At 63.8% G+C, this 26,945-nt stretch carries 28 protein-coding genes; 5 read left to right on the top strand and 23 right to left on the bottom strand.

What is annotated here, in order from left to right:
- Window positions 1–595, bottom strand: a 595-nt coding sequence (locus tag AB3X89_RS27930) for an NADP-dependent oxidoreductase (RefSeq protein ID WP_368586171.1), incomplete at its 3' end; no start/stop codon positions are given.
- A gap of 155 nt (window positions 596–750) precedes the next feature.
- Here AB3X89_RS27930 and AB3X89_RS27925 point away from each other — a divergent pair.
- Both AB3X89_RS27925 and AB3X89_RS27920 read left to right on the top strand, forming a co-directional pair.
- The gene (locus AB3X89_RS27925; RefSeq protein ID WP_176107563.1) at window positions 751–984 is read left to right on the top strand and encodes a DUF2795 domain-containing protein; all 234 of its coding nucleotides are present in this window, start codon (window positions 751–753) and stop codon (window positions 982–984) included.
- Window positions 985–1,007: 23 nt separating this feature from the next.
- Entirely contained in the window at window positions 1,008–1,919 is a 912-nt protein-coding gene (locus tag AB3X89_RS27920) for a DUF72 domain-containing protein (protein WP_368586175.1), read from the top strand.
- Here the strand turns inward: AB3X89_RS27920 and AB3X89_RS27915 are convergent.
- The 14 genes from AB3X89_RS27915 to AB3X89_RS27850 form a co-directional block, all read right to left on the bottom strand.
- On the bottom strand, window positions 1,911–2,573 hold the full coding sequence (locus tag AB3X89_RS27915) for a UdgX family uracil-DNA binding protein (protein ID WP_368586170.1): 663 nt from the start codon (window positions 2,571–2,573) through the stop codon (window positions 1,911–1,913). The two genes, AB3X89_RS27920 and AB3X89_RS27915, sit on opposite strands and share 9 nt — an antisense overlap.
- Window positions 2,574–2,599: 26 nt before the next feature.
- Window positions 2,600–2,752 carry a DUF6496 domain-containing protein gene (locus AB3X89_RS27910; RefSeq protein WP_176107560.1) on the bottom strand — a complete coding sequence of 51 codons (153 nt, stop codon included), beginning with the start codon at window positions 2,750–2,752 and terminating at the stop codon, window positions 2,600–2,602.
- A gap of 105 nt (window positions 2,753–2,857) precedes the next feature.
- The gene (locus AB3X89_RS27905; RefSeq protein WP_368586169.1) at window positions 2,858–3,529 is read right to left on the bottom strand and encodes a hypothetical protein; all 672 of its coding nucleotides are present in this window, start codon (window positions 3,527–3,529) and stop codon (window positions 2,858–2,860) included.
- 8 nt (window positions 3,530–3,537) lie between these two features.
- On the bottom strand, window positions 3,538–4,944 hold the full coding sequence (locus AB3X89_RS27900; RefSeq protein ID WP_368586168.1) for a selenium-binding protein SBP56-related protein: 1,407 nt from the start codon (window positions 4,942–4,944) through the stop codon (window positions 3,538–3,540).
- 216 nt (window positions 4,945–5,160) lie between these two features.
- Window positions 5,161–6,039 (bottom strand): ABC transporter permease, encoded by an 879-nt coding sequence (locus AB3X89_RS27895; protein ID WP_368586167.1) that lies wholly within the window; start codon window positions 6,037–6,039, stop codon window positions 5,161–5,163.
- Window positions 6,036–6,866, bottom strand: a complete 831-nt coding sequence (locus AB3X89_RS27890; protein WP_368586166.1) for an ABC transporter ATP-binding protein — start codon at window positions 6,864–6,866, stop codon at window positions 6,036–6,038. The genes AB3X89_RS27895 and AB3X89_RS27890 overlap by 4 nt, the downstream gene beginning before the upstream one ends.
- A gap of 85 nt (window positions 6,867–6,951) precedes the next feature.
- Window positions 6,952–7,995 (bottom strand): ABC transporter substrate-binding protein, encoded by a 1,044-nt coding sequence (locus AB3X89_RS27885; RefSeq protein WP_368586165.1) that lies wholly within the window; start codon window positions 7,993–7,995, stop codon window positions 6,952–6,954.
- Between the two features lie 55 nt (window positions 7,996–8,050).
- Complete coding sequence (locus AB3X89_RS27880; RefSeq protein ID WP_368586164.1) at window positions 8,051–8,947, bottom strand: TauD/TfdA dioxygenase family protein; 897 nt, start codon at window positions 8,945–8,947, stop codon at window positions 8,051–8,053.
- Between the two features lie 152 nt (window positions 8,948–9,099).
- Window positions 9,100–10,053 carry an ABC transporter substrate-binding protein gene (locus tag AB3X89_RS27875; protein ID WP_368586163.1) on the bottom strand — a complete coding sequence of 318 codons (954 nt, stop codon included), beginning with the start codon at window positions 10,051–10,053 and terminating at the stop codon, window positions 9,100–9,102.
- A gap of 20 nt (window positions 10,054–10,073) precedes the next feature.
- Window positions 10,074–11,882 carry an amino acid ABC transporter permease/ATP-binding protein gene (locus tag AB3X89_RS27870; RefSeq protein WP_368586162.1) on the bottom strand — a complete coding sequence of 603 codons (1,809 nt, stop codon included), beginning with the start codon at window positions 11,880–11,882 and terminating at the stop codon, window positions 10,074–10,076.
- A gap of 19 nt (window positions 11,883–11,901) precedes the next feature.
- Window positions 11,902–13,263: an LLM class flavin-dependent oxidoreductase gene (locus AB3X89_RS27865; protein WP_368586161.1), complete on the bottom strand. Its 1,362-nt coding sequence runs from the start codon at window positions 13,261–13,263 to the stop codon at window positions 11,902–11,904.
- 38 nt (window positions 13,264–13,301) lie between these two features.
- Window positions 13,302–14,303, bottom strand: a complete 1,002-nt coding sequence (locus tag AB3X89_RS27860) for an LLM class flavin-dependent oxidoreductase (RefSeq protein ID WP_368586160.1) — start codon at window positions 14,301–14,303, stop codon at window positions 13,302–13,304.
- Window positions 14,304–14,346: 43 nt separating this feature from the next.
- Window positions 14,347–15,234 (bottom strand): ABC transporter substrate-binding protein, encoded by an 888-nt coding sequence (locus tag AB3X89_RS27855; protein ID WP_368586174.1) that lies wholly within the window; start codon window positions 15,232–15,234, stop codon window positions 14,347–14,349.
- Between the two features lie 82 nt (window positions 15,235–15,316).
- On the bottom strand, window positions 15,317–15,868 hold the full coding sequence (locus AB3X89_RS27850; protein ID WP_368586159.1) for a GNAT family N-acetyltransferase: 552 nt from the start codon (window positions 15,866–15,868) through the stop codon (window positions 15,317–15,319).
- A gap of 383 nt (window positions 15,869–16,251) precedes the next feature.
- Between AB3X89_RS27850 and AB3X89_RS27845 the strand changes: the two genes are divergently transcribed.
- Together AB3X89_RS27845 and AB3X89_RS27840 are read left to right on the top strand one after the other, a co-directional pair.
- Window positions 16,252–18,231, top strand: coding sequence for a PhoX family phosphatase (locus AB3X89_RS27845; RefSeq protein ID WP_368586158.1), 1,980 nt, complete (start codon window positions 16,252–16,254; stop codon window positions 18,229–18,231).
- A 98-nt stretch (window positions 18,232–18,329) separates the two neighbouring features.
- On the top strand, window positions 18,330–18,566 hold the full coding sequence (locus tag AB3X89_RS27840; RefSeq protein ID WP_368586173.1) for a hypothetical protein: 237 nt from the start codon (window positions 18,330–18,332) through the stop codon (window positions 18,564–18,566).
- 185 nt (window positions 18,567–18,751) lie between these two features.
- On the opposite strand, the gene AB3X89_RS27835 is transcribed toward AB3X89_RS27840, so the two are convergent.
- From AB3X89_RS27835 to tauA, 8 genes are all read right to left on the bottom strand, one after another.
- The gene (locus tag AB3X89_RS27835; RefSeq protein WP_368586157.1) at window positions 18,752–19,066 is read right to left on the bottom strand and encodes a DUF4148 domain-containing protein; all 315 of its coding nucleotides are present in this window, start codon (window positions 19,064–19,066) and stop codon (window positions 18,752–18,754) included.
- A gap of 258 nt (window positions 19,067–19,324) precedes the next feature.
- Window positions 19,325–20,344: a succinylglutamate desuccinylase/aspartoacylase family protein gene (locus tag AB3X89_RS27830; RefSeq protein WP_368586156.1), complete on the bottom strand. Its 1,020-nt coding sequence runs from the start codon at window positions 20,342–20,344 to the stop codon at window positions 19,325–19,327.
- A gap of 40 nt (window positions 20,345–20,384) precedes the next feature.
- Window positions 20,385–21,119, bottom strand: coding sequence for an amino acid ABC transporter permease (locus tag AB3X89_RS27825; RefSeq protein WP_368586155.1), 735 nt, complete (start codon window positions 21,117–21,119; stop codon window positions 20,385–20,387).
- Window positions 21,119–21,862 carry an amino acid ABC transporter permease gene (locus AB3X89_RS27820; protein WP_368586154.1) on the bottom strand — a complete coding sequence of 248 codons (744 nt, stop codon included), beginning with the start codon at window positions 21,860–21,862 and terminating at the stop codon, window positions 21,119–21,121. The genes AB3X89_RS27825 and AB3X89_RS27820 overlap by 1 nt, the downstream gene beginning before the upstream one ends.
- Before the next feature lie 89 nt (window positions 21,863–21,951).
- Entirely contained in the window at window positions 21,952–22,770 is an 819-nt protein-coding gene (locus tag AB3X89_RS27815) for an ABC transporter substrate-binding protein (protein WP_368586153.1), read from the bottom strand.
- 148 nt (window positions 22,771–22,918) lie between these two features.
- Window positions 22,919–23,803: an ABC transporter permease subunit gene (locus AB3X89_RS27810; RefSeq protein WP_368586152.1), complete on the bottom strand. Its 885-nt coding sequence runs from the start codon at window positions 23,801–23,803 to the stop codon at window positions 22,919–22,921.
- A complete protein-coding gene (locus AB3X89_RS27805; RefSeq protein ID WP_368586151.1) occupies window positions 23,803–24,582 on the bottom strand; it encodes a taurine ABC transporter ATP-binding protein in 780 nt (259 codons plus the stop codon). The genes AB3X89_RS27810 and AB3X89_RS27805 overlap by 1 nt, the downstream gene beginning before the upstream one ends.
- On the bottom strand, window positions 24,579–25,628 hold the full coding sequence (gene tauA / locus AB3X89_RS27800; RefSeq protein WP_368586150.1) for a taurine ABC transporter substrate-binding protein: 1,050 nt from the start codon (window positions 25,626–25,628) through the stop codon (window positions 24,579–24,581). The genes AB3X89_RS27805 and tauA overlap by 4 nt, the downstream gene beginning before the upstream one ends.
- Window positions 25,629–25,862: 234 nt before the next feature.
- Here tauA and AB3X89_RS27795 point away from each other — a divergent pair, with 234 nt between their 5' ends.
- Window positions 25,863–26,933: an aliphatic sulfonate ABC transporter substrate-binding protein gene (locus AB3X89_RS27795; RefSeq protein WP_368586149.1), complete on the top strand. Its 1,071-nt coding sequence runs from the start codon at window positions 25,863–25,865 to the stop codon at window positions 26,931–26,933.
- The last annotated feature ends 12 nt before the right edge of the window (window positions 26,934–26,945 follow it).

Here is a 26,945-nt window from a genome sequence, read left to right as displayed (position 1 = left end):
CGTGATAGTCGATCACGCGATCCGCGCCGAGCGAGCGCACGAACTCGATGCCATCGCCGGACGCCGTCGCGTACACCTCCGCGCCCTTCTGCTTGGCGAACTGCACGGCGAAATGTCCAACGCCGCCCGAGCCCGCGTGAATCAGCACGCGGCAACCCGCTTCGAGGCAGCCGTGCTCGAACAGGCCCTGCCACGCGGTCAGCGCGGCGAGCGGCACGGCGCCCGCGGTCCCCGCGTCCAGTTTTTCCGGCGCGTGCGCTAGCGCACTCGCGGGCACGACGACGAATTCCGCGTACGCGCCCTGCCCCTGGCCAACGAAGCCATACACCTGCTCGCCCGCGCGCCACTGCGCGGCGCCCTCGCCGACCCGCTCGACCACACCGGAAAAATCGCGCCCCAGCGTATAGGGCAGCTGTTCTTCGCGGATCAACGGATACTGGCCCGAGCGTGTTTTCAGGTCGACCGGATTGACGCCGGCCGCGCGCACGCGCACCAGCACCTGGCCGGCGCCTGGCTCGGGGATCTCGATCGTCTCGGCCTTGAACACCTCGGGACCGCCGAAGCTGTGAATGCGATAAGCGAGCATCGTGCTCATGATGAGCCTTCTCCTTGAAAGGTCGTGTGTCAGCGGCGCTGCGTTTCCGGCTGACCGCAAGCCGCATTCCTCAACGAGCCCGCGAGCCGCGGCACGACATATGCGACAAGTAACGATAGGCGCATAGTCGTGATGTACTCACTCAAGGAGGAACCATGTCACAGCACCCCGCTCATTCGCAGGATCATCGTCACCCCGGCCAGCCGAATCCCGCTGACATCGAAAAAGCACTCAGTGGCGTGAATTACCCGACCACGCGCGAAAAGCTGGTCGCGCAGGCGCGCAAGAATCACGCGAATACCGACATCGTCGATCTGGTCGACCGGCTGCCCGATCACAATTTCGACAGCCCGGCCTCGGTCGCGAAGGAAATCGCGCGGATTCAATGACGCACGCCACACTCGACGCGCGAATGAAGAAGTCCGGCGTTGCGCGTATCGGCATTTCCGGCTGGCGCTATCAAGGTTGGCGCGGCAGCTTTTACCCCGAGGATCTGAAACATGCAGCGGAATTGCAGTACGCGTCGGCGCTGTTCGGTACGATAGAAATCAACGGCACGCACTACAGCCTTCAATCGCTCGATAGCTGGCGGCGCTGGTATGCGCAAACGCCTGACGGCTTCGTGTTCGGCATCAAAGGCGCGCGTTATCTGACTCATATGCTGCGGTTTCGCGATGCGAGCGCGCGCGTCGGCATCGCGAACTTCTTCGCGCAGGGCCTGCTCGCGTTGAACGAAAAGCTGGGTCCGATCCTGTGGCAATTTCCGCCGTCCTTCCGATTCGAGCCCGGCGCAATGGAGCGCTTTCTGCGCGAGTTGCCGCCCGACACCGCGAGCGCATCGGCGCTCGCCAGTCAACACGATAAGCGCGTCAAGACGCCCTACGTCGACATCGATCGCAAGCGGGTGTTGCGTCACGCGGTCGAAGTGCGCCACGCGAGCTTCGTCGATCCGGCGTTCGTGACCTTGCTGCGGCAATACGGCGTCGCGCTCGTCGTTTCCGATTCCACCGAACCGTGGCCCGTCGCCGAAGATCTGACGGCGGACTTCGTCTACATCCGCCTGCACGGCAGCGAAGCCAAATACTCGGGTTCATATGGGGACGAAGCTTTGCAACGATGGGCCGAGCGAATCGATGCATGGCGCGGCGGCTCACAACCGGCCGACGCGCGATTGATCGCGCCGCAACTCGCGCCGCGCCGCCGGGCCGCGCGAGACGTCTACTGCTACTTCGACAATGACGTAAAAGCGCGGGCGCCGTTCGACGCGCAACGATTGATGAAAGACCTCGGAATCCAGGCGACGCAAGCGCCAGCATTACCCTGATCGCTTGCCGCCGTGCGCCAGCTTCTGCGCGGTGCGCAGCGCCGCGACGATGCGCTCGTACACCTCGCGGCGGGTTTCAGGGTCCGGCGCGCGCAGCGCATACGACGGATGGTACGTCGCGACCACACGCTGCTCGCCGCGTTCGAGCGTTTTGTCGAACGCATCCTGCAAACGCGCGTGCGGATCGTCGACAACCGCTTTCAGCGCGGTCGCCCCGAGTGCGACGACCACGCGCACATCCGGCATGTTGAGTTCCTGTTCGAGCCAGTAGCTGCACGCTTCGACTTCGCGCTGAGCGGGCGTTTTGTGCAAGCGGCGCTTGCCGCGCGCAATCCACTTGAAATGCTTGACCGCGTTCGTCACGTATACGTCGTTACGCTTGACGCCGGCTTGTTCGAGCGCTCTATCGAGCAACGCGCCGGCCGGCCCGACGAAGGGCTTGCCCTGCAGATCTTCCATGTCACCGGGCTGCTCGCCGACCAGCACGATCGACGCATGCCGCTGCCCTTCGCCGGGCACGGCCTGAGTCGCGTTGCGCCAGAGCGCGCAACGGCGGCAATCGCCGAGCTTCGCCGGATGCTGATCGGGTTCGACATCCGCTGGCTCCGATTGCGCGTCGCCATGCGCGCGCTTTTTCTGCGGTTTGTCGGTCATGGGTAGACCGCGCGTGCCGAAGCAGCTTATTTCTCGCTCTTCTTCGGAATCTTCGCGCCCGACTTGCGCGCCTGATTCAATGCGATCGCGACAGCCTGCTTGTGCGGCTTGCCATGCTTCGTCTCGGTCTTGATGTTGTGCGACACGGTCTCTTTCGATGTACCTTTCTTCAGCGGCATGATCTTCTCCGGGTGTAGATGACGAAAGGAAAAATCAGGACCCGCACGCAATGGCGTTCCTGCACCGAAACTGCGCAGCATACGCTGTGCCCGCGTTCGTCGAAATCACCCGGAAACCCCCGTTGCCGACGCATTCAACGCCAGCGACACACCCCCTACCAGAATCAGACTCGACGCCCACACCGCATCGAGATTGAACCAGCTGCGCGACACGAACCTGAGCCCGAGGTAGCGATAAACGAGCCACGCGAGCACGCCGCCGGCCATCGTCATCGTCGCTGCATGCACCGCGGAGACCGACAGCGCCATGCGCAAACTCGTTTCGATCAGCGTCTGGGCGGCTTTGTGCGCGCTGTCCATGGCGTCGGCGCGGCACAGACCGAGATAGATCGGCACCAGCATCAAGCCGGCCCCGTGCGCGATCGCCACCGCGAACGACCATAGCGCGAGCCGCGACGGCGGAATTCGCGCCAGCACGCGCGGATGGCGGCGGCGCATCAGCAACACCAGACCGAAGCCGATCACCAGCACGCTCGCGCCGATCTGCATCTGACGCTGCCACGCAAGCAAGCTCGCAAGCATCGCGAATGGCAGCATCATCAGCAGTATCGCGAGCGCGTGCCCGGCCGCGAGATAGAGAAGCGCGACGACCAGCGCTTGCGAGCGCCGCTGCATCAGCGCGTTCGACACCGCGAGCGGCCACCCCATTGCCGGATTGACCCCGTGATACACGCCGCTCGCGACGACGGCGAGCCACAGTGCCGCTTGCGGCGACACCGCGCCGCTCAAACGCCCACCGACGGATAACAGAAAGAATCGGTCGAGCAGTCGCCGCCTTCGAGTCGGATCTGGTGCGCGCGATAGCCGGCGGGAAATTCGACGAAGTAATCTTCGGCGAGTTTGAGACCCCCATTCGGATCGGCATGCGCCATCACTTGCACGCCGGGCACACCATCCGGATAGAACTGGTCGTCCCACGTCGAATAGAGCGAGTTGGTCCAGTAGACGCGCTTGCCATCGCGACTGATCTCGACCATCTGCGGGCCACCGGCGAAGGTCTTGCCGTTCGGATGCGGCGTGCAACGTTCGATTCCGCCGATGCGCACGGAGCCCGTCAATTTCGGCTTGCGCGGTTCGGTCACGTCGTACTGGCGCATCTCGCCGGTGCCCCAGCACGAGACGTAGAGGAATTTATCGTCGATCGAAAGATCGATGTCGGTGACGAGCGGCGGCACCGCGCCGAAACCTTGCAGCAACGGCGGCAATTCGTCGGCGTGCGCGGGCTCCGGCGGAATGGTCGCGGTCTTTTCGATGTGGAAGTGGCCGCCTTCGCGCCACCAGGTCCAGATCGACCCCTCCAGATTCGTGGTATCGACCACGACGCCGATAAATCCGTACTCGCGGCTCGGATCGTGCGCGGGCCGCACTTCCAGCGCCATCTGATGGTTCGCGCCGAGATCGAGCGTCTGCACGTTGCGCCTTGCACGCAGATCCCAGAAGTGCACGCGGTGGCCGTATTTGTTCGAAAGCAGGTCTTCAGGCACGATGCCGTTTTCGAATTGCGGCGGCAACGCCCATTCGGTCGAGACCATGTAATCGCGCGGCAGATTCCACCAGAAGTCGTAATGCTTCTCTTGTGCGCCGCGCTCGATTTCCCAGCGTCCCAGCACCTCGAACGTTTGGCAATCCATGATGAAGATTCCGGGCGGCCCGTCGGTGCCGTCCTTGCCGCCACCGCCGAGCGTGCTCACATAGATGCCCTCCGGTCCGCAATGCACGGTGTGCGGACGCGAATAACCGGTCTTGCGGAAGATTTCCTCTGGCTCGATGATCTTGTGAATCTTCGCCTGGGTCGGATGCGGTTTCGTATCGACGATATAGATGCGCGACGAGCGCATACCCGGAATGATCAGATAGCGTCGCTCGAGAAACGCGTGGCCCGTCAATGGCGACAGCGCGGACGAACACGCGTTCCAGCCGAAGTGATGGAATTCGTCGCCCTTGTTCGGCACCGGCACCGTGTGGACCACCTGGCTATAGGTCGGCGAACCGGGCTTCACGTCGATCACGGCGAGCGCGTCGGGCTGCGAGGAATCCGGACTTAGCAGCACCGTGTACGCGTATTCTTCCGCCGGCGCATCCATCGCGAGTTTCGGCGATGCATGAAAGGTAGGATCGGGGCGCATTCCCATGACGGCACTCTCCCTGTCGTTCTGAACGGTTTTGAACGGAAGCCCGGCCCGCCAAAAATCGAGCCAGCGCGTAGCCTTACATTTGTAGTTCACGACAGCGACGGACGCAACCGGATATTTGCACCCGAACGTAGGATGCGATCCGACGGCCACGCGCACCGCACCCAAGCGCTCGCGCCGCCGCCGCGAAGCGCGAATTCCAGTAGACGCAACGCGTTACTGCTGCACGCCCCAGCGCCGCACGGTCACGCGTTCGAGCGTATCGAACACGAGATGCTCGACCAGCAGGCCGATCACGATCACGGCCGCGAGCCCCGCGAACACGCGATCCGTATACAGCTCGTTGCGGTTCTGGAAGATGTACCAGCCCAGCCCGCCGCTGCCCGAACTCGCGCCGAACACGAGCTCCGCGGCGATCAGCGTGCGCCATGCAAATGCCCAGCCCACGCGCAGGCCGGCCAGGATCGACGGCAGCGCCGCCGGCACGAGGATCAACAGCACGTGACGCAGGCCCGTCAGACCGTAATTGCGCCCGGTCATCTTCAGCGTCGCGGGCACCGACTGAAAGCCCGAATAGGTATTGAGCGCGAGCGGCCACAGCACCGCATGCACGAGCACGAACAGCAGGCTGCCGGTGCCGAGCCCGAACCACAGCAACGCGAGCGGCAGCAACGCGATGGACGGCAGCGGGTTGAACATCGCGGTCAGCATCGACAGCAGATCGCGGCCCACGCGCGTCGATACCGCGAGCGATGTCAGCACGAACGCAAACGCGGCGCCGAGCAGATAGCCGCGCAGCAGCACGGACATCGATACCGCCGTCTTCGTGAGCAGTTCGCCGGACCACACGCCTTGCACGAATGCGGTCAAGGTAGCGCCGAAGGTCGGCAGCAGCAGATCGTTGTTGATCACGCGCGCGGCGATTTCCCACGCGGCGATCAGTACGAGCGCGATCAGCGTCTTACGCAGCCAGCCGTGCGCGAAGATCCGCCTGGCCGCGGGCAACGGCGCTTCGATCGCGAGGTCGCCGGGTGCTTCGAGCGGACGTTCGTATTCGTCGCGCACGGGCGGCAGCAACGTGACAGGCGTACTCATTGCACGGTCTCCGTCTGTTCGAACAGCAGGTGATGAATCCGCGCGACGCTGCGCTGAAAATCGGCGCGGCCGAAGCTGTCCTGCGAATATTGATGGCTGTTCAGTTCCGCGCGCACGCGGCCCGGATGCGGCGACAGCAGCAGAATCCGGTTGCCGACCACCAGCGCCTCTTCGATCGAATGCGTGACGAACAGCAGCGTGAAGTTCACCTCTTCCCATAGCCGCAGCAGTTCTTCCTGCATCTTGCGGCGCGTCAGCGCGTCGAGCGCCGCGAACGGTTCGTCCATCAGCAGCACCCGCGGCTGCATCGCGAGCGCACGCGCGATCGCGACGCGCTGTTTCATGCCGCCCGACAACGTGTGCGGATATGCGTGCGCGAACGCGGCGAGCCCGACCTTATCGAGGTAATGCAGCGCGCGTTCATGAGCTTCGGCCTTCGACAGCTTCTTCGCGACGCGCAGCGGAAACGCGACGTTCTGCACGACCGTCTTCCACGGCGGCAACTGGTCGAACTCCTGAAACACGACGATGCGATCGGCGCCCGGTCCGCGCACGCGCTGACCGTCGAGCGAAATGCTGCCCGCGCTCGGCTCGATGAAACCGGCTACCGCCTTCAGCAGTGTCGACTTGCCGCAACCGGACGGCCCGAGCAGCACGAAGCGGTCGCCGCCGTAGACGTCGAAGCTGACGTCGTGCGTCGCGCGCACGATCCGCTCGCGCGTGCGGTACTCGAGGTTCACGTTCTCGACCGCGAGCAGTTTGCCGCTGGTTGCCGCGGCGTTCCGTGCGGCGTCATCGGGAAAGAGAAGCGTGGGATTGGCCACCATCAAAGCGCTCCCTGCGAGTAAACCGGATCAACCGGCGAATATTGACGCGTACCGCGCAGCGCCACGACAACGCGCGACGTCATGCTCAGCTCCCCGCCGCCGTCGCCGGATCGTCGAAGAAATAGTCCTTCCACGACGACGGCTCGTTCCTGATCGCGCCGATGCGATACATGAACTGCGCGAGCCCGAACGTGTTCTGCGGCACGATCTTGAACTGCACCTGCGGGTTCGTGATGACTTTCACGAGCAGGTCGCGATCGATCTTCGACTGATTGGTGCGGATATAGATATCGGCCGCGCCCTGCGGATTCGCATAGATGTACTTCGCCGCATCGGCGAGCGCATCGACGAACGCGCGATAGGTCTTCGGGTTGTCGTGGCGGAATTTTTCGGTCGCATAGAGGACCGTCGCCGAGCTCGGGCCGCCGAGTACATCGTACGAATTGAGCACGATATGCGCCTTCGGATTGCCGGCCAGTTCCTGCTCCTGGAACGGCGGATTGCCGAAATGCCCGGTGATTTCAGTGCCGCCCGCGATGATCGCCGCGGCCGCGTCCGGATGCGGCAACGCCTGCGTGTACTTGTCGAGCCGGTTGTATTCCTTGTCGCCCCAGCGCTTCGCCGCAGCGTATTGCAGCACGCGCGATTGCACCGACACGTTGACCGCCGGCAGCGCGATGCGGTCCTTCTGCGTGAAGTCCGCGATCGTCTTCACGTCGGGATTATTGCTGACCAGGTAGTACGGCAGATTGCCGAGCGACGCGACGCCCTTCACGTTCTGCTTGCCGTGCGTGCGATCCCATATCGTCAGCAGCGGGCCGACGCCCGCGCCGGCGATATCGACCGCGCCCGACAGCAACGCGTCGTTGACCGCCGCGCCGCCCGACAGCTTGACCCAATCGACCTTGATGTCGAGACCCTGCTTGCGCCCTTCGCTCTCGATGAAATGCTGATCGCGCGCCACGTTCAGCAGCAGATACACGATGCCGAACTGCTCGGCCACGCGGATCTCGCCCTCGGCATGCGCGGGAGCGCTGACGACGGCGCCCATCGACAGACTCAGCAGTACAGCCGTCAAACGGCGGACAAACGACGGCCGTGCGGCGGTCGGGTGAAATCGGCTCAGCATTGAAACTCCAGTCGGCGTGCGGTGTGATGGGTGTCGTTGTGATGGAAAGCGTCGCTCAGCGGGGCACGTCGCCCTCGATCGTCGTGCGATACAGCTTGCGGCGCAGATGGTCGGGCGTGCCGGCGGCGAGATGCATCAACGAGCGGTTGTCCCAGAACACCATGTCGTGCTCGGCCCATCGATGCCGGTACAGATGCTCGGGCCGCACGCTGTGCGCGAACAGCTCGTCGAGCAACGCGCGGCTCTCGTCTTCCGGCACACCGATCACGCGCGTCGTGAAGTGCTCGCTGACGAACAGCGCCTTGCGCCCCGTCTCCGGATGCGTGCGCACGATCGGATGCACGACCGGCTTCACCTGCGCGATCTGCTCGGCCGACAGATTCGGCCGCCACGGGCTGCGCTTCTGCAACTCCGCGTATTTGGCCAGGTAGGTGTGCTCCGCGCTGCGCCCTTGCACTGCGCTGCGCAGATGCGCGGGCAAGGTATCCCACGCCAGATGCATGTTCGCGAATAGCGTATCGCCGCCTTCGGCCGGCAACTCCTGCGCGTGCAGCAACGAGCCGAGGCTCGGCTTTTCCTTGTACGACAGGTCCGAGTGCCAGTAGTGGCCGGCGTCGCCGAGACCGATCGGCTTGCCGTTCTCGATCACGTTCGATACGACCAGCACCTCGGGATAGCCTGCCAGGCCAAACTGATGCAGCACGTGAATCTGCAGCGGGCCAAAGCGGCGGCTGAACGCGATCTGCTGCTCCGGCGTGATGCGCTGGTCGCGAAACACGAGAACGTGGTGGGCCAGATGCGCACGGTGGATGCGCGCGAAATCGTCGTCGGCGAGCGGCTGGCCGAGGTCGAGGCCGAGCACTTCGGCGCCGAGCGGCGCATCGAACGGGCGAATCTCGAAGGATTGCGCCGGGGCAGCGGGAGCGGTAAAAGCAGCGGCGGTGGTCGTCACAGGCGTCTCTTCGTCGAAACTATTCAGCGGGCGCCTAACGGCGCGGTCAGTGCGACGAATGTACCGGCCCGCGCGCGCGATGCCAACGAAGCAAATCCGATACGGTTATCTGCTGGAGTGATAAACCCGATGCTGCAATGACTTTCGACGCCTCAGAACTTCGGCAGACCCGGCGGATTGCTTTCGGAGCGCGCCAACGCTTCCGACTCGATGCCCCAGTGCGCGAGCGAGCGCTGATAGGCGCCATTCGCGATCAGTCCGTTCGTCGCGACCGTCAGCGCATCCATCAAGCCGCTGCCCTTGCGCGTGGCGATCGCCACGTCCGCGCGCGCCGGCCAGCCGGCGTTCAGGGTACCCACCTCGCGGATCGCGCCGGTCGTGGCCGCATCGTAGGCAAGCGGCGCGTTCGGGTTGAATACGACGTCGGCGCGGCCCGATAGCAACGCGATGCGGCTCGCGGCGTCATCGTCGAAGTACTGGAACTCGACCGGCTTCAAGCCCTTCGCGACGTTCTGCCGGTTCCATTCGAGGATGATCTTTTCCTGGTTCGTGCCCGAGGTCGTAATCAGCCGGAGACCCGCAATATCCTGCGGCTGCGCGATCTTCCTGATCGGACTCGCGGTTTTCACGTAGAAGCCGTGCAGTCCTTGCCGATAGGTCGTGAAATCGAACTTCTCCTTGCGCTGCTCGGTCACGCCGACGTTCGAGATCACCGCGTCGTACTTGCCCGAGGTGAGGCCGAGCGGCCAGTCGGCCCATGCGATCGGCACGAGGTTCAGCTTCAATCCGAGCGAATCGGCGATCAGTTGCGCGTAGTCGGCATCGGAACCGACGACGGTACGCGCATCGGTCGCATAGGTCGCGGTCGGCGGCAGGTGCGGCGAAATCGCGACCGTGAAGTTGCCGTCGTTCGCAAAGCGGTAGTGATTGCCGATAGCCGCGATCGCTGCGGGATTCTTCGGCACGCGAATGCGTCCCGGCTGCTCAGGGCTCAGGTCCACGGTGCCGTGCGGCGCCTGCGCCGCGTGTGCCAGGTCGAGCGCATTGCGCACGAGCAGCGCGCCGAGCGCCGTACCGGTGAGAATGAATTGACGTCGATTGGTCATTGATAGGGATCAGTCTGCATTCACAGGACGCGCGACAGAAACTCGCGCGTGCGCGCATGGCGCGGTTCGTTCAATACTTGCGCGGGCGGGCCCGACTCGATCACGCGTCCGCGATCCATGAACACGATCGTGTCCGCCACTTCGCGCGCAAAGCCGATCTCGTGCGTGACGATCACCATCGTCGTGCCGGAACGCGCGAGCGCCTTGATCACGTCGAGCACTTCGTTGACGAGTTCGGGATCGAGCGCCGAGGTCGGCTCGTCGAACAGCAGCACCTTCGGCTTGAGCGCCAGCGCGCGCGCAATCGCCACGCGCTGCTGCTGCCCGCCCGACAACTGACGCGGCCACGCATGCGCCTTCGCTTCGAGACCGACACGCGCGAGCAGACTGAGCGCAAGACTCTCTGCTTCCGCGCGCGACAGACGTCCCAACGCGACTGGCGCCTCGATGATGTTCTCAAGCACGGTCAGATGCGGGAACAGATTGAAGCTCTGAAACACCATGCCGACCTCGACGCGGCGTCGCAGGATCTCTGTCTCTTTCAGCTCGTACAGCGTATCGCCGTCGCGTCGATAGCCGATCAGCTCGCCGTCGATATCGATCAGGCCACGGTCCACGCTCTCCAGATGATTGATCGTGCGCAGCAGCGTCGATTTGCCGGAGCCCGATTGACCGAGAATCACGGTGACGCTGCCGGGACGCAACGTCAACGACACGTTGTCGAGCACCTTCAGCGTGCCAAAGCTCTTCGATACCTGCTGGATCGTGATGCGCGCGCCGTCGCGTTGATCGGCCCAGCGTTGATCCAGGGAAGCGCCTACGCGTGCATTGTCTTTTGCTTCCCCAGGCGGCTCGACGTGCGCATCGTCGCCGCCACGCAGAATGCCCGCGCTTTTCAGCAGCCCGCCGAAAGGGAAAGCGGACCGCACCGCGCTACGTTTTACGCCGCGTGAGAAATGCCGCTCCACATAAACCTGTATCGCCGACAACACGGTCAGAATGATCAGATACCAGACCGTCGCGACCATCAGCAGCGGAATCACTTCCAGATTGCGTCGATAGATGATCTGCACCGTGTAGAACAACTCCGGCATCGCGAGCACATAGACCATCGACGAGCCCTTAGCGAGCGCGATCAGATCGTTGAACGCGGTGGGCACGATCGCGCGCATCGCCTGCGGCAGCACGATGCGCCGAGCCTGGCGCTCGCGCGGCAAGCCGAGCGCGGCGGCCGCTTCGAGCTGACCGTGGTCGACCGACTGAATGCCGCCGCGAATCACTTCCGCCGAAAACGCCGCGTGATTGAGCGTCAGGCCGAGCACCGCGGCGAGAAACGGGCTGATCAGCTCGGTGGTCGGCACATCGAAAACGACGAGGCTCGTGAACGGCACGCCGAGGTGAACGGTCTCGTACAGATAGCCGAGATTGTTCAGGATCAACAGCAGCACGATCAGCGGGATCGAGCGGAACAGCCACACGAACGCCCACGCGCAGCCCGCGAGCAGCGGCGAACGCGACACGCGCGCGAGCGCGATCGGAATGCCGAGCGCGAAGCCGAACGCCGCGCCGAGCGCGGTCAACAGTAGCGTGCGGCCGAGGCCGGACAATACCGGCTCGGACAGAAACCATTCAGCGAAAACATTCCAGCCCCAGCGCGGATTGCCCAAGACCGATTCGAGCACGATGCCGATCAGCGCCACGGCCGCCACGGTGCCGGCGAGCCGCGCGCGGTTCTTCGCGGGCACGATGCGATAGTCGGCGCGCTCACGCAACGTCTCGGCGTGCGAGGCGGCGAGTTGCGGATTCGCGAGTTCAGCGGTGTCGTTCATCGTCGTCTGCTCCGCGGTCTCAGGCCAGGGCAGCCGCGTTGGCCGTGTCTGCCGGGTCTGCCAACCTTGCTAACGCCTCGTAGCGGCTCGCCTTGCGCGGCAAGCCGAGATGATCGCGCAGCGTCGAGCCAGTCAACGTGCGCTCATAGCGCCCGCGTCGTTCGAGTTCGGGGACCACGTAGCGCACGAAATCGTCGAGACCCTGCGCCTGCACCGCGAAACCGAGGATGAAACCGTCGGCCGCGCCGGCGTCGAGCCAGCGGATCAACTCGTCCGCGATCTGCGCGGGTGTGCCGAGAAAATGCGTGCGCGGCGTCGCGACTTCGAGCGCGACCTCGCGCAACGTCGAGCCCTTCCTGCGCGCTTCCGCCTTGATGCGGTCGGTGGTCGAACGGAAACTGTTGCGGCCGATCTCCCCTAGCTCGGGGAACGGTTCGTCGAGCGGATACTGCGTGAAGTCGTGGTGATCGAAATAGCGGCCGAGGTACGCGAGCGCTTCGTCGATCGTCAATAGCTCGCGAATCGCGCGGTATTTCGCTTCCGCTTCCTCGGGTGTCGCGCCGACGATCGGGCTGATGCCGGGGAAAATCTTCACGTCGTCGCGGCTTCTGCCATGTTCGACCGCGCTGTCTTTCACACGCTGCGCGAACGCGCGCGTTTCCTCGATCGACACCGAATGCGTGAACACCGCGTCCGCGTATTTGCCGGCGAGCGCGATGCCCGCATCCGACGAGCCAGCCTGGAAAATCACCGGCTGACCCTGCGCCGAGCGCTGAATATTCAGCGGCCCAGCCACCTGAAAGAACTTGCCCTCGTGATCGAGCGTGTGCAGTTTGTCGCGCTCGAAAAATACCCCGCGCTCGCGGTCGCGCACGAACGCGTCGTCGTCCCAGCTATCCCACAGGCCTTGTGCGACGCTCAGGTATTCGTCGGCGATCTCGTAGCGCAGCGCATGCTCGGGATGCGAGCCGCCGTAGTTCTTCGCCGTGCCTTCGAGCGGCGTCGTGACGACGTTCCAGCCCGCGCGCCCGGCGCTGATCAGATCGAGCGAAGCGAACTGGCGCGCGACCGTGAACGGATCGCTGTACGACGTCGATACGGTGCCCGCGAGCCCGATCTTCGATGTGACCGTCGCGAGCGCCGACAGGATCGAGATCGGTTCGAAGCGGTTCAGAAAGTGCGGAATCGATTTCTCGTTGATGTACAGACCATCGGCGACGAACGCGAACGCGATGCCGTGTGCCTCGGCCTTGCGCACCGTATCGACGAAGAACTTCAGGTTCACGCTCGCATCGGCGGGCCCGGCCGGATGCTTCCACGAATTCATATGGCTGCCGGCGCCCTGCAGCATGATGCCGAAATTGAGTTTGCGATGGCTCATCGGATAGTCCGCCAATCGTTGAGTGTTCGTTGGAGAGATCACGCGTAGGCCGGCTCGATCGTGCTGCCGAGCAGTTCGACCGAGCGCAGGCGCGCCGGGTAATGTTGCAACGGCGAATCGATGACGAATTCGTCGATGCCGTAGCGGCGGCTCAATGCGTCGAGCTGGTCCCGTACATCGTCGGACGTGCCCTTGACGACGTGCGGATGGCGCTCTTCGATCGTGTAGCCGCTCGCGCCCGCCTGGCGTGCGTATTCTTCGGCGGCTTCGGCCGTCGCCAGATTCAGGCTTTGGCCGCTGGCCAGTTGCAGCCTGTAGATGCGCACCGGCCCGGTGAGCCGCTCGGCTTCGTCGCGCGTCGCCGCGGCGACCGCGTACAGCGCGAGCAGCGGCGCGCGGCCGCTCGCATCGCGGTACGTCTGCACGGTGCGCTCGATGTTCGCCTCATCGCCATTGAAGTGTCCGGCGTAGCAGAACTGCCAGCCCTGCCGGGCCGCGAGCGCCGCGCTATCCGGACTGCCACCAAGCAGAATGCGCTCAGGCAGCGTCGGCGGAGCCGGAAACGCGAGCGCGCCCGCGAGCGGATGGTCCGGTTCGACGCCCGCGCCGAGAAACGCATCGAGTTGCGCGAGCTGCGTGTTGAAGCCGGGCTTGTTCTTCCTGTCGTGCAGCCATTGCAGCGCGCGGGTGGTCTGCGGCAGTCCGCCGGGCGCCTTGCCGATGCCGAGATCGACGCGCCCGGGCGCGAGCGCCGCGAGCAGCCTGAAGGTCTCCGCGACCTTGAACGGGCTGTAGTGCTGCAACATCACACCGCCCGAGCCGACGCGAATCCGCGACGTATGCGCGAGCACATGCGCGACGACGATCTCCGGCGCCGAACTCGCGAGGTTGGGCGCGCCGTGATGCTCGGCGATCCAGAAGCGCTTGAAGCCGAGCGCTTCGGCGCGCTTCGCGAGCGACACCGTGAAGCGCAACGCTTCGGCCGCGCTCGCACCCGCGGCAATCGGACTCTTATCCAGCAGCGATAGCGAAAAGGTCATGGGATGGCAGATCGACGAAGAAAGATAAAAAGCGCTGACGCACTCAGGATTTCGGCAATCCCGGCGGATTGGTCGCGGCCTTGTCGATCGCTTCGGAGCCGAGGTTCCAGCGCTCGAGCACCGCGCGATACTGGCCTTTGCCGATCAGATCGTTCAGCGCGATCGTTACCGGCGCGGCGAGACCGCTGCCGCGGCGCGTCGTCACCGCGACTTCGGCGGTACGCGGCCAACCACCGCTGACGGTGCCCACCTGGCGCGTCTTGCCATGGGTGGCCGAGTCGTACAGCAGCGCCGCGTTGACGCTGAAGATCGCGTCCGCACGCCCCGATTGCAGCGCCACCGACTTGACCGCATCGTCGTCGTAGTACTGCACCTGGATCGGCTTCAATCCATGCGCGACGTTCTGCTTGTCCCATTCGAGCAGGATCTTTTCCTGGTTCGTGCCGGCGTCGGTAATCACGCGCAGTCCCGCGACATCCTTGGGTTCGCGAATCGATTTGATCGGGCTGTCGGTCTTCACGAAGAAGCCGACCTCGTCGCGCCGGTAGGTCGAGAAGTCGAACTTCGCCTTGCGCTCCTCGGTCACCGTCACGTTCGAGATCACCGCGTCGACCTTGCCGGAAGCGAGCGCGAGCGGCCAGTCCGGCCACGCGAGGATCACGACATTGAGCTTGCGGCCGAGGCTGTCCGCGACGAGTTGCGCGAGATCGGGATCGAAGCCGACCACGGTCTTCGCATCGGTGGCATAGGTGCTGATCGGCGGATGCGCGACGACGATGCCGACGGTCAGTTCGTCTTTCGCGACGAACGGGAAGTTCGCCGGCACCGCCTTCGTCGCGGCTGCATCCTGTTCGGCGCGAACGCGGCCGTGCTGGTCGGGACTGAGATCGAAACCGGTCGCGGCAAGCGCGTTGCCGCTGACATAGAACATGGCCGCCAATACGAGCGACGACAACTGTAGACCTGTCTTCATGTGATATCCGTCGAAGTGTGAGGAGATAGGAGTGCAGCGTTTAGCGGACTGCCAGATCGGCGTCTTTCGCGCGCAGGTCGTCGAGCGTGTCGATGCGTTGCGGCGCGAGCAGGTTCTTGCCGAAGCGAAGATGCACGTGCACTTCGGGAGGTAACGCGGTATCGAACAACTTCGTATAGCCGGTGCGTTCGTAAAGCGCCCATGCTTCCGGCTGCTTGAAACCGGTAGTCAGATAGATGCGCGAGTAGCCCTGCGCGAGCGCACGCGCTTCCAGTTCCTGCACGACCTGTCGCGCGAGTCCCTGGCGGCGCAGATCGTCGCGCGTCCAGATGCGTTTGAGTTCCGCGGTGCGCGCGTCGTAGCGCTTGAACGCGCCGCCGCCGATCGTCTCGCCGTCGCGAATCAGCAGAATGAATGCGCCGTGCGGCGGTGCGAACAGGTCGGCCGGATAGCGCGCCATCTCCTGCGCGGCGGCCGCGCCGCCGTCCTTTCGGTAATCTTCGTAGCGGGTCGCGTATTCGTGCAGCAGCGCGTCGAGCAGCGGTTGCGCACGGGGATCGAGTGGCGTGGTATCAACGACGAGAGTGCTCATGAACGATCGACGCGAGGTCGTCGGATAGTCAGGAGCTCATACGATAGCGTGCAGCCGCGTGGCCGCTAACCAAGCAATTTCTCTATCTTTATCTGGTCTCGCGATTGGCTGCGATCGCGACAAACGCGCTGCAATTGCGTAGCGCAACGCCCATGTCACGTCGAGATGCGTGCAAACGTACGCGCCAGCAATTCCGGCGACCTACGTCGGCACGCGGCGCGATCTCCGGTCGACACACCGTGACAGCACTTTGCCGAAAACATTACAAGCGGCTGTCAAATACGTTTCATATTCATTCCATAAAGTAACGCGTCAATCCGGCGCGCCATGGTCATCCCGATCCTGAGTCCCGGGTACACCCCACAACAAGGAACCAGGAGAACATGGTGCAATCATTCGACTACTCACGCCGCAGGGCTCTCAGGATCATCGCAGGCGCGCCGATGCTGCCCCTCGGCGCGTGTGCCGGGACGACGCTTCTCACGGGCTGCGGCGGGAGTAACGACCTCGCGGGGAGCAACACGCCCGCCGCCAGGGAAGCGACCTTCACGGCAGCGTCGTTCGCCGGGATGGCAGCGCCTACGCTCGCGAATCCTGCTGCGATGGCGGCGACCACGGTCGGATCGACGCTGACCACGCAGTACAGCGACGGCAGCAGCCGTACCTACAAACTCGCGTATCAGCCGTTCTTCGTGACGGGCGACACGGTAGCGAACACGACGGGCGGCGTGATCGTGGCGGGCGGTTATTTCGACATCAACAACCAGCCGATCATGGACACGTCGGTACCGGCCAAGGAGCGCCAGTTTTTCTCCGACTGCCCGGACGGCACCTCGCTGATCCGGCTCGACAAGCCGGTGGTGAAGGGCGTCAAGGGGAACGCGGTGTTCGCTGTGGTGCAGTTCGAATACGCGACGCGCGACCAGACGGAAACAGCCGCGGGCGACATGTACGGCAAGCTGCCGTCGCCGATTGCCGTGCTGACGCTCGATCAGGACCCGACGACCGGCAAGCTCACGCTGGTCAGCTATTCGAACGTCGATACGTCGAGCGCGCATGGATTGTGGATCACGTGCGGCGCGAGCCTGTCGCCGTGGAATACGCATCTGTCGAGCGAAGAGTACGAACCGGATGCCGCGACCATCGCGACGAACACGCAGTTCCAGGCGTACAGCCTTAACCTGTACGGCAGCAAATCGGCGGCGCGGCCGTATCACTATGGCCATCTGCCGGAAGTGACCGTGCATCCTGACGGCACGGGTACGGTCAAGAAGCATTACTGCCTCGGCCGCATTTCGCATGAACTGATTCAGGTGATGCCCGACAAGCGCACCGTGCTGATGGGCGATGACGCGACCAACGGCGGCCTGTTCATGTTCATCGCGGACAAAGAAGCCGACCTGTCGGCGGGCACGCTGTATGTCGCGAAGTGGGCGCAACGCTCGTCGGCGGGTGCCGGCGCTGCTACGCTGACGTGGCTCAGAATCGGTCACGCGACCAGCGATGAAATCGAGGCGCTCGCCGATACGCTGACGATCACGGACATCATGGACATCGTCACCGACGAGAAGAACCCGCCTGCCGATCCGACGTTCACCCGGATTCACTTCGGCGGCAAATTCAACTGGGTCCGCCTGAAGCCTGGCATGGAGAAAGCCGCCGCATTTCTGGAGACGCACCGCTACGCCGCACTGCGCGGCGCGAGCATGGGCTTTACGAAACTCGAAGGGACGACGGTCAACGCGAAAGACAAGATCCTGTATTCGGCGATGTCGCAGATCACGGCGTCGATGGTGCGGGGCAATGACCATTCGACCGATATCGCGCTCGACAAGGGCATTTCATCGGGCGCCGTCTACGCGCTGAATATGAAGGGCGGGCAGCGCGATCTCGATGGCGCCGCGATCGACAGCGAATGGGTTCCCATCGATATGACCGCGCCGGGTGAACTGGTTGGCGAAGATCTGGCGAGTGCGGACAGCCTCGGTAATACCGCGAATCCGGAGAAGATCGCGAATCCGGACAACCTGAAGTTCTCGGAAAAGCTGCGTACTCTGTTCATCGGTGAGGACAGCGGCATGCATGTCAACAATTTCCTGTGGGCATATAACGTCGACACGAAGGCGCTGTCGCGCGTGCTGTCGTGTCCGGCCGGTGCGGAGTCGACAGGATTGCATGCCGTCGATGAAATCAATGGCTGGACCTACATCATGAGCAATTTCCAACATGCGGGCGACTGGACTTCCCTGCATTCGAAAGTGCAGGCCACGCTCGATCCGCTCGTACGCGCGAACTACCGGAACCGCTTCGGCTCGGCGGTCGGTTATCTGACCGCGGACCCGACATCGATCAAACTGGTGTGACGGCAAGGATCACGGGGATACCATCCAGTTTTGTTATGAGGACCATTGATGTCGCTTTGAGCCAGTAGAAAGGCACGCATTGCAAGCGGTTCCGAGGGCTGTTCAAGATCGGGCTGTTCATTTCGTTGTTTCTGCTGTCGGTTCGCTGTGTCCCGCCAAACAATGTGTGGACAGAAAGCGAGTCGAACGCATATTGGGCGGCTTCCGATTGGCTCGGCGTGCGGGACCCTACGGACTTCTATTTCGTGGTCTGGGTGACGATCGAACTGATCGTGGCGGCGCTGGCTTATGCGGCGATCATGAAGCTATGGCGGTGGTATCGCACGAGGCAGTAAATGCAAGACCCGTTGCAGCCGTCTCTTTAACGTGCGTGAGCGCCAATGAACGCGGGATACAGACGTTAAACCCGACCTCGACGACGCCCCCTGGTCGTCGTCGATGCCGCGACGACGTAGAGCGCGGAGGGGCCCTGCAAAATCCGAAACCGTGCACACGCGCTCGAGCGCTCAGCACCGTCAAGTTACGGATGGTTGTACATCGCGTCCCAGTCAGCCTTCGACACTGCCGGCCGACCTTCGTCCGACGAACCGCTTGCGGCACCGCCGTAACCACCGTTTGTTGCAACTTGCTGCGCGGCGACCTTCGCTTCCGCGGCCTGGATCGCGTCGGGATAGTGCGCTTGATCCCCATCACCACCGCGATAACCCGCCTTCTGAAGCTGAACAAGTTCCGCGCGCACCTGGGCGCGGGTAATCGGGCCATTCGACTGGGCGAACGAGGCAACCGGCACTACGACTGCAACGGCAACTGCAACGGCTTGTATGAGGGACTTCATGATTCTCCATCGACTTTCGTTAGCGGTGCGACAACGTGTCTGCACCAACACCGAAAGTCTAGGAGCCTTCCGCCCGAGGGTTAACCCCTAGTATTCGAAGGCATTGTTCCAATTAGCAGCAGAATGCTGGCATCTTCGCGCGAATGCCCGCCCGGCGACGCGAAGCGGCCTTTGCGCGTGCAACTCGCTATCGCACGACCGCCAGGTGCGTGCCGCGCTCGAGACAGCGTCAAGCGATCCGAATGCGCCCCGCCCGCTTCAGCGGACCCATTCCTCCGCGAGATGAAATAGGCAATCCCCTCGCCTGACAAGCGCGGGCACCCGCTTGCATACGACTTCGCCATCGCTCGCGAAATGACAGGTCACCGGCGCTTTCAGCGGTGTGTCCGGGAAATGAATGCGCGCCGCGGGCTGCCCTGCGACCACCCGCTCGCCGAGTTCAACCAGCGGCTCAAAAAGACCGTTGTCGTACGCGTACACGTAGTGACGCGCGCCCGCGACGCGCAGGAAACGCGTGTCGGCAGGCGGCGCCTCCGGCACGAGTGGACCGCTCAATGCGCCGATCGCGCCGAGAAAGTGCAGCAGGCCGTGGCGGGCTTCGCGGAGTAACGCCGCATCGACGGTTCCGCCGCCGCCGAGCTCAGCGGTGATCGACAGCGCCCCTTGCCGGCGCGCAGCCGTCGCCGCATGCACCGGGTTTTCCGCATGCAAAAAGGCGTTCGGCAACCCGAAAGCGCGTAATGCGTGTTGCAGCCGCTCATTCTCCGCGTCGTCGCGCGGATCGATCGCGAGCATGTTGTTGCCACGATAAAGCAGCGAGCTGCCGCCGGAATGAAGATCGATCAGATAGTCCGCGCGCGCGAGCAACACATGCTCGATGTAATGCGCGATCACCTGCGTCGGAGAACCTTGCGGATCGCCCGGAAACGTGCGGTTGAGATTGCCGTCGTCGAGCGGCGACGTGCGAAGGCCCGCCTCGGCCGCCGGCGCATTCGCTTGCGGCAACAGGATCAGTTGACCGGCAACCTCAGCCGCGTCGATTTCGCGGATCAGCGTCGACACAAGGATCTGTCCTTCGTACTCGTCGCCGTGATTGCCCGCCATGATCAGCACGACCGGGCCCGCGCCGTTGCGTATCGAAGCGATCGGAATCGGCAGCCAGCCATACGCGGACCGATGCACGGAATGCGGCAGCCGCAGATAGCCCGCATGCTTGCCCTGAGCGTCCAGATCGATTTCACTGCGAATCGGGTTGCTCGGCGTAAGGGTTGAACTCATTGCTTCGCTCGCGCAAGTAACGGCCTTCTAGCCGTTGCGGCTAGACGCCAAACGGAAACTGCCATTTGATCTTCGTTTCGCCGTTCGCCGCATGACCCGAACGAAAGCGGCGCTTCAGCAACCACGTCGCACCGTACTGCAGCGTCGAACACAGCAGCAGATAAACGATGCCGACGAACACAAAGATCTGCACCGGATACACCATCAGCCGATTATTGACCTGATTGGCGAGAAACGTAAATTCGGGCACGCCGACGATATAAGCGAGCGATGTGTCCTTGATCAGCGTGACCCACTGATTGACGAACGACGGCATCATGATCCGTATCGCCTGCGGCAATTGCACGTATCGCAGCGCCTGCCAGCGCGTCATTCCGAGTGACGCCGCCGCTTGCGCCTGTCCCGCGCCGACCGCCGCGATGCCTGCCTGCACCGAATGCGACAGATACGCGCCACCGATCAGCGCGAGTGCGCAAACCACGGTGGCGAGGCCGGGCACGTCGATGTGCAGCAGTATCGGCATCAGGAAGAAGGTCCAGAAGATCAGCATCAGCACCGGGATCGCGCGAAAGAAGCCGACAATGGCCGTGAGCGCCAGATGCGCGGCGCCGCGCGTCATCGACAATGCGATGCCGCCGGCGAGACCGACCAGAGCGGACAGCAACGCCGAGACGATCGACATCACCACCGTCAGCGCCGCGCCGCCGAGCGGCCCATCGGGGAACGTGCCGAGCAGCAGATAGCGCAGTGTCGGCAGCCATTCGAGCTCGCTCATCAATGCCCTCCCTGCAAAAGCCGCGCGTTGCCGCGCCGCGCACCGCCGCGTTTCCACACCAGCAACACCACTTCGATAACCGCGATGATCGCGATATAGAGCACCGTCGCCGCGCCGAATGCCTGAAACGTCTTGAAGGTTTCCGTATCGACCTGCCGCGATACATACGACAGTTCCGCGAGCCCGATCGTCATCGCCAGCGACGAGTTCTTCACGAGGTTCATGTATTGCCCGGCAAGAGGCGGTGTCGCGATGCGGATCGCCTGCGGGAGAATCACGTAACGGAACGCCGCGAGCGGCGTGAGCCCCAGCGCCGCGGCGGCCTGATGCTGCGCATCCTTGACGCCGCGCATACCCGCGCGAAATTCCTCGCCGACGAACGCGGTCGTATAGCAGGTAAGCGCGACCCAGCCCGCGACGAATTCGAACGACGGCCACGCAATCGTCCAGCCAAATAGCGACACCGTGTGCGACGCATTGAACCATTCCATCCACGGCTGCGGCAAAAGCGTCGCAGCACCGAAATACCAGAACAGCAATTGCACGAGCAACGGCGAATTGCGAAACGCCAGTATGTATAGCGCGGCCGCACGCGCGAGCATACCGTTGCGCGCATTACGCGCGAGCGCGAGCCCGAAACCGGCGAACGTCGCCGCCGCGCCCGCGCAGGCCGACAACATGAGCGTCATCAGAAAGCCATGCGCGATCCACCCAAGGTACTTCGGTTCCAGCCAACCGTTCATTCTGCCCTTCTACTCGAGCGCTTTCGTTGCGCAATGAAAAGCGGCCCGCCGTTTTCACACGGCAGGCCGGCTCTAAAGTTTCCGTCGGATCAGCTCTTCTGCGGATCGCCGATCTTGAACAGACGCGGCAACGGCGCGCGGCTCTGCGGTCCGAACCAGCGGTCGTAGATCTTCGCGGCGCTGCCGTTCGCTTCGAGGCCCTTCAGCGTATCGTCGACGACGTTCAACAGACGCGTCTCGCCCTTCGGCACGCCGACGCCTTCATAGTCGTTCGAAATCGTGAACGGCGGGATCTCGTAATTCGCCTTGTCGGGCACGTTCGCGAGCAGCGCGACGAGCTTCGGGCCGTCCTGCGTGATCGCCTGCACGTTGCCGGCGCGCAGCGCGGCGAACGCGAACGGCGTGTCGTCGTAGGCGACGATCGTCGCGTTGGGGAATTGCGCGCGCACCTGCTGTTCGTTCGTCGTGCCCTTGTCCGCACCCACGCGCAGGCTGTTCACCTGCTGCGGCGACGTCAGTACGCCCTTCTTTGCGATGAACTGCGTACCTGACGCGAAGTACGGCGTGCTGAAATCGACTTCCTTCTTACGCTCGTCGGTAATCGTGAAGTTCGCGAACACGAGGTCGACCTTGCCCGACTTCAGGAACGCGATGCGGTTCGCCGGATTGGTCGGCTGGATTTCGAGCTTCACGCCGAGCTTGTTTGCGACCGCCCGCGCATAGTCGACGTCGAGTCCGACGATCTGATTGGTCTTCGGATCGACGAAACCGAACGGGGCGTTGCTGTCGAAGGTGGCGACGCGCAGCACGCCCGCCTTCTTGATGTCGTCGAGACGATCGGCGTGCGCTGTGCCGGAAATCGCGAGCAGCAACCCCATCACTGCTGCGCCAACGAATCTGATTTTCATGGTTAGGCCTTTGTTTTGGATGTTTTATGTACGACGTGATTCACGACTGCCTCACGACAACGACGCACTGACTGTAACAACGCGCATCGCAATGGCGAACCAACTAATCGTCACGAGCTAAGCGGCGATTCAGATATGCGGCAGGTGCTTACTGCTTGCCTTTCCACGGCACCAGCCTGCGTTCGAGCGCGCGCATGCCGAGATCGAACAGCCACGCGATCAGACCGATCAGCACGATCCCCATCACGACCACATCGGTGCGCAGGAAGCTCGACGCGTTGAGCACCATCTGGCCGAGTCCGGCAGTGGCGGCGACCATTTCGGCCGCAACCAGCGTGGTCCAGCCGAAGCCGATCGCGATGCGCAGCCCGGTCAGGATTTCGGGCAGCGCGGCGGGCAGCACCACGTGCAATACCACCTGGCGGAAATTCGCGCCGAGCGACCACGCCGCGTTGATTTGCTCGACGCTCGCGCTGCGCACGCCGGCACGCGCGGCCATCGCGATCGGCGCGAAACATGCGAGCCAGATCACGACGATCTTTGCGGTCTCGTCGATGCCGAACCAGATCACGACGAGCGGCAGATACGCGAGCGGCGGCAGCGGCCGGTAGAACTCCAGCGGCGGATCGAGCAGTCCGCGCGCAACGCGGCTCACGCCCATCAGAATGCCGACCGGTATCGCGGTGATGCTCGCGAGCGCGAACGCGCCGAACACGCGGATCGCGCTCCACAGCAGATGCTCCGACAACGGCAAGCCGCCCTGGATGCGACCGTGCCATGCATCGACGAACGCATGCCAGACCGCGTCCGGTGCGGGCAGGAACAGCGGTGGTAGCCAGTGCAGATGAGTCGCGGTCCACCACAGCAGCGCAACTACCGCGACGCAGGTCACACTGAGCCACGCGCTCGGGCCTTCACCCGGCATGCCGCGATAAGGTCTGCGGCCGTGCGCCGCGCCGCGTAGCCGGGTCGAGCGACGCGCTGTGTCAGGACGTGCCGGCGCGTGTTGTTGCGACGATTCGATCACGCTCATCAGGCGGCCTCACGCAATGTATCGTGCAGCCGCCGCGTCAGACGCTCGCGCCACTCGATGAAAGCCGGCGACGACTTGACCGCGCGTGCATCGCGACTCGCCAGATATTCGCGTGCGAACGGCAGTTCATGGACTTCGGCGATGCGTCCGGGCCCCGGTGTCATCAGTACCAGACGCGTCGCGAGAAACAGCGCTTCCTCGACGCTGTGCGTGATGAAGAACACCGTCTTGTGGGTGCGCGCCCACACGTCGAGCACGAGTTCCTGCACCGTCTCGCGCGTCAGCGCATCGAGTGCGCCCATCGGCTCGTCCATCAGCAATATCTCAGGATCGCTCGCCAACGCGCGCGCAATACCCACGCGCTGCTGCATGCCGCCCGACAGCGCATGGATCTTCGCGTTCGCGTGCCGTTCGAGCCCGACGAGCGCCAGCGTGCGCCGCGCGATCTCGTGTCGCTGCGCACGCGCGATGCCGCGAAACCGCAAGCCGAGCGCGACGTTGTCGAGCACGTCGAGCCACGGCATCAGCGCATGCTTCTGAAACACGACGCCGCGCTCGGCACCGGGTCCGTCGATCGGCGTGCCGTTGAGCCGCACCTCGCCCTCGCTCGGATCGACGAACCCGGCGATGCAGTTGAGCAACGTGGTTTTGCCGCAACCCGACGCCCCGAGCGCGACCACGAACTCGCCGCGCTCGATGCGCAGATCGACACCCGCGAGTGCGGGCTCGCTCGCACCGGCGTAGCTCACGCGCAGTCCGCGGATGTCGAGCATGCTCATCGCGCGGCCTGCTGCGCGAAGCGCGGATTCACGGCCGCCGAGTAATCGGGCAACACGTTCTGGATCGTGCCCTGCGTCTTCAGGAACGCCGCCGTGGCCGCGAGCGATTGCGCCGCACCGGACTGCTTGCCGCCGCCGAGCCAGGTCGGCGACGCCTGCTCCGCGGCGCTCGGGAACGCGTACAGCGCGAGGCTCGCGGGCACGTCGGCCGGTGCCGCGCCCGACTCCTGCGCGACCGCCTGCACCTGCTGCGAAGCCGCGGTCCAATCGGCCTTGTGATCGCGATACAGCGCGTCCGTATCGGCGAGCACCTTGACGAGACCCGCCATGAACGCCGCGTTGTCGCGCTCGAACTGCCGCGACGCGACAAAGCCGTCGAAGGTTGCCTTGCCGCTTCCCTTCGCGACTTCGCCCGACGTAATCAGCACCTTGCCATTCTGCTTGACCTTCGCGAGCACCGGGTCCCAGATGTAGGTCGCATCGATATTGCCGCGCTGCCAGGCGGCGGCGACTTCAGGCGGACGCAGGTTCAGGATCTTCACCGACGACGGATCGACACCCGCCTGCTGCAACGCGACCAGCGCATGAAAATGCGACGTCGACACATACGGCACGCCGATCGTCTTGCCCTTCAGGTCGGTGATCTTCGTGACGCCCGAACCGTCGCGCGCGACCAGCGCTTCCGCGTCGTTGATGTTGTCGAGAATCCAGAACAGCGACAGGTCGACGCCTTGCGACAGGCCCGCCGCGATCGGGCTCGATCCCGCCTCGCCCAACTGGATCGAGCCTGACGCCAGTGCGCGCACCACATCCGCGCCGCTGCCGAGCTTGCGATACGTGACCTTGTAGCCCGTCGCTTTTTCGACGGCGCCGGTGGCTTGCGCGTAACGCCACGGCACGACCATGTCCTGATAGCCGATCACGACTTCGCGGCTTTGCGCGTGCGCGGATGAAGCGAACGGCGAAAACGCGGCAATGCCGGCCGACGCCGCGACGAAGGCAGCGGCGCGCAGCGCACGCCGCAACTGACGGAGAGAGTGATTCATCGGAAGCCTTCGGGTTGATTTGAGATACGAAGAAGGCTCCGACTATAGGCATTTTCGACCGGCGCGGTTCCAACGAATCATGCATAGCTAATCACTGGAACGCAGCATTGCTTTTGCGTCGTGACTCTCCGCCATAGCGCCAAAACTGCTTTGATTCTGAGCATTTGTTGGTTCGCTCGCGCGACCGTCCTGGTTACATTGAACGACCACCACACGCGACCATAAGGACAATCGATGACACCGACCCGGGGCTTTTCATTCTTCACGACAGCGCGCAATGCAATCGAGCCCGGCGGCGAACGCAACCGCAGCAGACGCGGTTGGCTGAAAACGGCCGCGGCCGCGCTTGCACTCGGCATCTTCGGCGCAGCCCACACCGCCCACGCCGCGCCGCTCGACGAGCTGAAGCTCGACTATGCGTACTATTCGCCGGAAAGCCTCGTGATCAAGCGCAACGGCTGGCTCGAACAAGAGTTCGCCGCCGACCACACGCAAGTGAAGTGGGTGCTCAGCCTCGGCAGCAACCGCGCGCTCGAATACCTGAACAGCGGCGCGGTCGACATCGGCTCGACCGCGGGCCTCGCCGCCGTGCTCGGCAAGGCGAACGGCAATCCGATTCGCGCGGTGTACATCTATTCGCGGCCCGAGTGGACCGCCCTCGTCGTGCGCAAGGACTCGCCGATCAAAACCCTCGCCGATCTGAAGGGCAAGAAGATCGCGGCCACCAAGGGCACCGATCCGTTCCTGTTCACGTTGCGCGCGCTGCATACGGCGGGGCTGTCGCGCGACGATGTCGAGATCGTCAACCTGCAGCATCCCGATGGCCGCACCGCGCTCGCCAACGGCCAGGTGGACGCGTGGGCCGGGCTCGATCCGCACATGGCGGCCGCGCAGGTCGACGATGGCGCGCGGCTGTTGTATCGCAACGTCGACTTCAACACCTGGGGCTTCCTGAATGCGCGCGAGGACTTCATCCGCGACCATCAGGACGCGCTCGCGCGCGTGCTGAAGGTCTATGAAAAGGCCCGCGTCTGGATCGCCGCTCACCCTGACGACACCGCCAGGATCGTCGCGGAGGAATCCAAGGTTTCGCTGCCGGTCGCGAAACTGCAGTTGAGCCGCAACGACTTCAGCCAGCCTCAGCCTGGCGCCCGGCAGATTGCCGCGCTCAAAGCCGCTGCGCCGATCCTGGTCGACGAGCAACTCGTGAAGAGCGGCACCGATCTGAACGCGATCATCGATGCACTGGTCGACGCTAAAGTCGCGCAGCCGGTGATTGCGACGGCGAGCAACGGCACGAAATGAACCGCACGCACC

This window comes from Paraburkholderia sp. BR14320, from assembly GCF_040948665.1.
Taxonomy (GTDB): domain Bacteria; phylum Pseudomonadota; class Gammaproteobacteria; order Burkholderiales; family Burkholderiaceae; genus Paraburkholderia; species Paraburkholderia youngii.
The sequence above is the reverse complement of the archived record's forward strand: the minus strand, read 5'-3'. Positions and strand labels throughout refer to the sequence as shown.

Excerpts from the sequence above, each read along its gene's own strand:
- AB3X89_RS27925 (WP_176107563.1), top strand. The coding sequence starts at position 751 with ATGTCACAGCACCCCGCTCATTCGCAGGATCATCGTCACCCCGGCCAG.
- AB3X89_RS27920 (WP_368586175.1), top strand. The coding sequence starts at position 1,008 with ATGAAGAAGTCCGGCGTTGCGCGTATCGGCATTTCCGGCTGGCGCTAT.
- AB3X89_RS27915 (WP_368586170.1), bottom strand. The coding sequence starts at position 2,573 with ATGACCGACAAACCGCAGAAAAAGCGCGCGCATGGCGACGCGCAATCG.
- AB3X89_RS27910 (WP_176107560.1), bottom strand. The coding sequence starts at position 2,752 with ATGCCGCTGAAGAAAGGTACATCGAAAGAGACCGTGTCGCACAACATC.
- AB3X89_RS27900 (WP_368586168.1), bottom strand. The coding sequence starts at position 4,944 with ATGGGAATGCGCCCCGATCCTACCTTTCATGCATCGCCGAAACTCGCG.
- AB3X89_RS27895 (WP_368586167.1), bottom strand. The coding sequence starts at position 6,039 with ATGAGTACGCCTGTCACGTTGCTGCCGCCCGTGCGCGACGAATACGAA.
- AB3X89_RS27890 (WP_368586166.1), bottom strand. The coding sequence starts at position 6,866 with ATGGTGGCCAATCCCACGCTTCTCTTTCCCGATGACGCCGCACGGAAC.
- AB3X89_RS27885 (WP_368586165.1), bottom strand. The coding sequence starts at position 7,995 with ATGCTGAGCCGATTTCACCCGACCGCCGCACGGCCGTCGTTTGTCCGC.
- AB3X89_RS27875 (WP_368586163.1), bottom strand. The coding sequence starts at position 10,053 with ATGACCAATCGACGTCAATTCATTCTCACCGGTACGGCGCTCGGCGCG.
- AB3X89_RS27870 (WP_368586162.1), bottom strand. The coding sequence starts at position 11,882 with ATGAACGACACCGCTGAACTCGCGAATCCGCAACTCGCCGCCTCGCAC.
- AB3X89_RS27865 (WP_368586161.1), bottom strand. The coding sequence starts at position 13,263 with ATGAGCCATCGCAAACTCAATTTCGGCATCATGCTGCAGGGCGCCGGC.
- AB3X89_RS27860 (WP_368586160.1), bottom strand. The coding sequence starts at position 14,303 with ATGACCTTTTCGCTATCGCTGCTGGATAAGAGTCCGATTGCCGCGGGT.
- AB3X89_RS27855 (WP_368586174.1), bottom strand. The coding sequence starts at position 15,234 with ATGTTCTATGTCAGCGGCAACGCGCTTGCCGCGACCGGTTTCGATCTC.
- AB3X89_RS27850 (WP_368586159.1), bottom strand. The coding sequence starts at position 15,868 with ATGAGCACTCTCGTCGTTGATACCACGCCACTCGATCCCCGTGCGCAA.
- AB3X89_RS27845 (WP_368586158.1), top strand. The coding sequence starts at position 16,252 with ATGGTGCAATCATTCGACTACTCACGCCGCAGGGCTCTCAGGATCATC.
- AB3X89_RS27835 (WP_368586157.1), bottom strand. The coding sequence starts at position 19,066 with ATGAAGTCCCTCATACAAGCCGTTGCAGTTGCCGTTGCAGTCGTAGTG.
- AB3X89_RS27830 (WP_368586156.1), bottom strand. The coding sequence starts at position 20,344 with ATGAGTTCAACCCTTACGCCGAGCAACCCGATTCGCAGTGAAATCGAT.
- AB3X89_RS27825 (WP_368586155.1), bottom strand. The coding sequence starts at position 21,119 with ATGAGCGAGCTCGAATGGCTGCCGACACTGCGCTATCTGCTGCTCGGC.
- AB3X89_RS27820 (WP_368586154.1), bottom strand. The coding sequence starts at position 21,862 with ATGAACGGTTGGCTGGAACCGAAGTACCTTGGGTGGATCGCGCATGGC.
- AB3X89_RS27815 (WP_368586153.1), bottom strand. The coding sequence starts at position 22,770 with ATGAAAATCAGATTCGTTGGCGCAGCAGTGATGGGGTTGCTGCTCGCG.
- AB3X89_RS27810 (WP_368586152.1), bottom strand. The coding sequence starts at position 23,803 with ATGAGCGTGATCGAATCGTCGCAACAACACGCGCCGGCACGTCCTGAC.
- AB3X89_RS27805 (WP_368586151.1), bottom strand. The coding sequence starts at position 24,582 with ATGAGCATGCTCGACATCCGCGGACTGCGCGTGAGCTACGCCGGTGCG.
- tauA (WP_368586150.1), bottom strand. The coding sequence starts at position 25,628 with ATGAATCACTCTCTCCGTCAGTTGCGGCGTGCGCTGCGCGCCGCTGCC.
- AB3X89_RS27795 (WP_368586149.1), top strand. The coding sequence starts at position 25,863 with ATGACACCGACCCGGGGCTTTTCATTCTTCACGACAGCGCGCAATGCA.